At 67.8% G+C, this 5,486-nt stretch carries 3 protein-coding genes and 1 pseudogene; all 4 read left to right on the top strand.

Annotation, left to right across the window (positions count from 1 at the left end):
• The coding region (locus PV363_RS15660; protein WP_301022812.1) for a methyltransferase at nt 1-586 on the top strand (586 nt) is incomplete at its 5' end.
• Nucleotides 579-3,101: a polynucleotide kinase-phosphatase gene (locus PV363_RS15655; RefSeq protein ID WP_301022811.1), complete on the top strand. Its 2,523-nt coding sequence runs from the start codon at nt 579-581 to the stop codon at nt 3,099-3,101. The genes PV363_RS15660 and PV363_RS15655, both read left to right, overlap by 8 nt.
• Before the next feature lie 358 nt (nt 3,102-3,459).
• A complete protein-coding gene (locus PV363_RS15650; protein WP_301022810.1) occupies nt 3,460-4,974 on the top strand; it encodes an alkaline phosphatase in 1,515 nt (504 codons plus the stop codon).
• Between the two features lie 322 nt (nt 4,975-5,296).
• Nucleotides 5,297-5,486 (top strand): annotated as a pseudogene (locus PV363_RS15645) (hypothetical protein); the annotation flags it as partial.

Below are 5,486 nucleotides of genomic sequence, written 5' to 3'. Positions count from 1 at the left end.
GGCCGTGCAGCAGCTCCTTCTCGAGCTGCGCGCGCGGTCTGTGATCGACCTGGGCTGCGGTGCGGGCCAGCTCCTCGATCGCCTGGTCACGACGCCGTCCTTCACGCGCATCGCCGGCTCCGACGTGTCCACCCGTTCACTTCAGCACGCCGCCCGCCGTCTCCACGTCGACCGGATGAGTGAGCGACAGGCCGAGCGCGTCCAGCTGTTCCAGGGAGCGCTGACGTATGAGGACGAGCGCTACTCCGGATACGACGCCGCCGTGCTCATGGAGGTCATCGAACACATCGACCCGCCACGGCTGGGAGCCCTGGAGCGTGTCGTGTTCGGGACTGCCAAGCCCGGCGCCGTCATCGTGACGACTCCCAACGCCGAGTACAACATGCGCTACGAAGGCCTCGTCGGCATGCGGCATCCGGACCACCGCTTCGAGTGGACCCGGGACCAGTTCGCCGAGTGGTCCGACCGCGTCGCCGCGACGTACGGCTATGCCGTCGAGCGTCGCGGCATCGGCGATCTCGACGACGTCGTCGGCGCACCCACCCAGATGGCCGTCTTCACCACCAAGGAGGGGGCCAATGACTGACGCAGCAGCCGGCACGCAGCAGATCACCGTTCCCGCCATGGGACTGGTCGTCCTGGTCGGTGTCTCCGGCAGCGGCAAGTCCACGTTCGCCCGCAGGCACTTCAGGTCGACCGAGGTCATCTCCAGCGACTTCTGCCGCGGCCTGGTCGCCGACGACGAGAACGACCAGTCGGCCACCCCGGACGCCTTCGACGTCCTCCACTACATCGTCGGCGCCCGCCTGCGCCGGGGCCTGCTCACCGTCGTGGACGCCACCAACGTCCAACCGTCTGCGCGCGCCGCGCTGGTCACGCTGGCCAAGAGCCACGACGTCTTGGTCGATGCCATCGTCATCGACGTCCCTAAGTCTGTGGCGATCGAGCGCAACAAGCAGCGGCCCGACCGTGACTTCGGCGACCACGTCGTCTCGCGTCAGCACCGCGACCTCACACGGTCGTTCCGGCGACTCACCAAGGAAGGGTTCCGTCGCGTCCACGTCCTGCGCGGCATCGACGAGGTCGAGGGTGCCGAGATCGTGCGCGAGCGACCGTGGAACGACCGCACGGAGATCCACGGACCGTTCGACATCATCGGTGACGTCCACGGCTGCGCCTCGGAGCTTCACACGCTGCTCACGGAGCTCGGCTGGACCCTGACGTACGACGACGGCACGGCCGTCAGCGCGACCCACCCCGAGGGTCGTCAAGCGCTCTTCGTCGGTGACCTCGTCGACCGGGGTCCGGACACCCCCGGCGTCCTGAGGCTCGTCATGGGCATGGTCGCCGCCGGCACCGCGCTCTGCGTGTCGGGCAACCACGAGGCCAAGCTCGTCCGCGCCCTGCGAGGATCCAAGGTCACTGTCTCCCACGGCCTCGCGGAGTCGCTCGCCCAGCTCGAGAGCGAGCCAGAGGACTTCCGCAAGCAGGCGCTGGACTTCATGGACGGACTCATCAGCCACTACGTCCTCGACGACGGCAGGCTGGTCGTCGCACACGCCGGGCTCAAGGAGGCCTACCACGGTCGCTCGTCTCGCCGCGTCCGTGCGTTCGCCCTGTACGGCGACACCACCGGCGAGACCGACGAGTACGGACTCCCGGTCCGCTATCCCTGGGCCCAGGAGTACCGCGGCCAGGCGATGGTCGTCTACGGCCACACCCCGGTCCCGAAGGCCGAGTGGGTCAACAACACCATCTGCCTCGACACCGGGGTCGTCTTCGGCGGCGAGCTCACGGCGCTGCGCTACCCGGAGCGACAGATCGTCTCGGTGCCCGCTGAGAAGGAGTGGTACGAACCTGTGCGCCCCCTTCTCCCGCCCGTGGGCGACCGCGAGCCGTCAGTGCTGAAGGTCGATGACGTCGCCGGCACCCGGTGGCTGCAGACCACCCACGCCGGCAAGGTGAAGATCCCCGAAGAGAACGCCGCCGCAGCGCTCGAGGTCATGAGCCGCTTCGCCGTCGACCCGCGGTGGCTGATCTACCTGCCTCCCACCATGTCGCCGGTGGCCACGTCGAAGCTCGGCGGCTACCTGGAGCACCCGGCGCAGGCCTTCGACGAGTACGCCGGCTGGGGCGTCACCCGGGTGGTGTGCGAGGAGAAGCACATGGGTTCGCGCGCCATCGCGGTCATTGCCAAGGACACCGACGCGGCAGAACGGCGGTTCGGCGTCGGTGATGGCTCCACCGGCGTGATCTACACCCGGACCGGACGCCCGTTCTTCGCCGACACCAGCGAGCTCGTCGATCACCTTCGCGACTGCGCAGCACCGCTTTTCGAGTCCCTCGACACCGACTGGCTCGCTCTTGACTGCGAGCTCTTGCCCTGGTCGGCCAAGGCCATGGATCTGATCAAGGTCCAGTACGCCTCGGTCGCCGCGGCTGCGCGCCGCGTGCTTCCCGAGGCGCGGGCGGTGCTCGAGCAGGCCGCTGCTCGTGGACTCGATGTCGTCGACCTCGTCGAGAAGGTCGACCGTCGCCGTGACAACGCCGAGGCATTCCGAGACGCGTACGCCGCGTACGTCCACCCGACCCAGGGACTGGACGGTGTCACCTTCGCGCCGTTCCAGATACTCGCCGCGGAGGGCCGGGCGCTCGCGCTGACCGAGTCCCACGAGTGGCACCTCGCACAGCTTGCGAAGCTCGAAGGCGATCTGATCACGCCCACGCGCCACCGATTCGTCGACCTCGCCTCGGCCGACGAGCGGGAGGCGGCCATCGACTGGTGGCTGGAACTGACGGGTGCCGGCGGAGAGGGCATGGTTGTCAAGCCCGCACACCTGACCACCGGCCGAATCCAGCCGGGCGTCAAGGTGCGCGGCCGCGAGTACCTCCGGATCATCTACGGGCCTGACTACACCGACTCGCTCGACGTGCTCCGCGAGCGCCACCTCGGCAAGAAGCGCCAGCTCGCCCAGCGCGAGCACGGGCTCGGCCTCGAGGCGCTCACCGCGTTCGTCGATCACGAGCCGCTCTGGAGGGTGCACCAGTCGGTCTTCGCCGTCCTCGCGCTCGAGTCGGAGCCTGTCGACCCTCGGCTGTGAGCCTTCTCAACTGGCTTCGGGGGAGCCAGGCGACGGAGAAGCGACCAACCCACGGCGGCGGACGGCACGAGCGCTTGAGGGGTCGGGTTGACTCGCACATCCGCCAGCCTGTGTTCACCGGCCGGCTCCTTGGTGTTGTCCTCCGCGCTGGTTGCCTGCGCCAGATTCACAGCAAGCAACCAACGACAAGGACGGACTCATGTCTCGTAGACGTAGACGTAGAGGGCTGGTCGCCGCAGGCGTGTTGGCCCTTGCTGGACTCGCTGTTGGCGGCTCGGTGTACGCCGTGTCGCCCGGCTTCACTGATGACCGTTCGGCCGGTCTGGCCGCCGCTATCAACCCCGCGAAGCCTCGTAACGTGATCCTCCTGATTGGTGACGGCACCGATGACTCCATGATCACGGCTGCGCGCAACTACCAGCTGGGCGCGGATGGACGCTTCGCGCTCGATGACCTGCCGTTCACCGGTGCTATGACGACTCACGGCCTCAAGGTTGGCGAGGGACCGGACTACCCGATCGCGTATGTGTCGGACTCGGCTCCGACGGCGAGCGGTTGGTCGACCGGCAAGAAGACGGTCGATGGACGGCTGTCGCAGGGCCCCAGCACCGCTGCGAACATCGCGGGAAAGGACTACGAGACGGTCCTCGAGATCTACAAGAAGCAGGGCAAGCTCACCGGCAACGTCAGCACCGCTGAGCTGACCGACGCGACACCGGCGGCAGCGGCCTCACACATCAACGCGCGTGCGTGCCAGGGTCCGGCAGACATGGCGAACTGTCAGTCGGCGCTCAAGTCTGCCGGTGGCAAGGGGTCCATCGCCGAGCAGCTCGTCGACAACAAGGTGGACGTCCTGCTGGGTGGCGGCAAGAACCGTTTCGGGCAGACCCTCCCAGCAGGTGGCACCGTCCTCGACTACGCGACGGCCGCCAAGGGCTACCGTGCCGTCGACGACAAGGCTGGTCTCGACGCCATCACGTCCCTCGACGGCGGACCCGTGCTCGGGCTGTTCTCCGCTGGGAACATGACGCCGATGTACAACCCGCTCGTGGCCGCCGCTCCGCCCGGCACCGGCGGCGCTGATCAGAAGTGCACGAACGCTGATCGTGGCAACCAGCCCGACCTGTCCACGATGACGGCCAAGGCGATCGAGCTGCTGGACAACGAGAAGGGCTTCTTCCTGCAGGCCGAGAGCGCGATGGTCGACAAGCAGGAGCACGCCTCGGACATCTGCGGCGCGATCGGTGACCTCGTCGAGCTCGACAAGGCAGTCAAGGTGGCTCTGGACTTCCAGAAGGAGAATCCCGACACGCTCATCGTCGTGACGGGTGACCACGCGCACTCCACGCAGATCGTCGGCGACGGCAACGGCGGGCGCCAGACCGCGACGCTACAGACCGCCGACGGTGATCCGATGACGGTCGCCTACTCCACGGCAGCATCAGGCTCCAACCACACCGGAAGCCAGATCCGCGTCGCGGCCTCGGGCCCCCAAGCGGCCAACGTCACCGGCACCATTGATCAGACGGACCTGTTCAAGACGCTCCTAGGTCGCAGGCCGAGCACGCTGTCCACGACTCCGGCGAAGCCGAGCAAGCCGGTCGTCGCGCTGGTGTCAGACAGGTCGATCACGGCCAAGAGGCTGCGGTCGTCGGGACTGCGCGTCTCGACGAACGTGGCGGGGGCGACGTCCGTCAGGGTGTCGCTGACCAAGAGCGGCAAGACGTTGACGTCCAAGACCCTCAACCGCACCGGACGGACCGTACGGCTGACGGTCAGCAAAAAGATCTCCGGCACGGTGAAGGTCGTCGTTGTCGCGCGGGGTCCGGGTGGGACGACCATCAAGACCACAACTGCGAGGGTCAAGCGCTGATCTCAGTGGGCAGGCGGGTGCGTCCGGTTTCGTCGGACGCACCCGCATCCTGCTGTTGGCCAGGGCTTCATCGATCCCTCGGACAAACTCCTCGGTCGTGGACGGTACGGGGTCCGCGTCTGCACCGACCCCGCCGACCGGCGTCCGGCCGGACGACGCCACTCTCGAGGTCTGCCTCAGGCTCGAGGACGAGGCTGGGTGTCGAGATCCTTATCGTCGCCTCGCGTCGCAGCTCGACGTCATCGCTCGCGCGGGCCAGGGCGGGGGCCTCGCGGCCCGAGGATCCTTCCCCGCGGCACGAACCAGCTGAGAGACTCGGCCGATGAGCGGTTTCGCTGACGTCGAGACAAGCTGGGCGTCGCGGCTGGGCAGTCTCCGCAACGTCGTCCGTCAGAGCCTCGTGCGGACCCAGATCCACGAGCATCTCGAAGGCGTCGAGACAGTCCTCGACGTCGGGTGTGGCCAGGGCACCCAGGCCATCGAGCTCGCTGCTCGCGGACTGGAGGTCACCG

This window comes from Mumia sp. (assembly GCF_028803055.1).
Taxonomy (GTDB): Bacteria; Actinomycetota; Actinomycetes; order Propionibacteriales; family Nocardioidaceae; genus Mumia.
The sequence above is the reverse complement of the archived record's forward strand: the minus strand, read 5'-3'. Positions and strand labels throughout refer to the sequence as shown.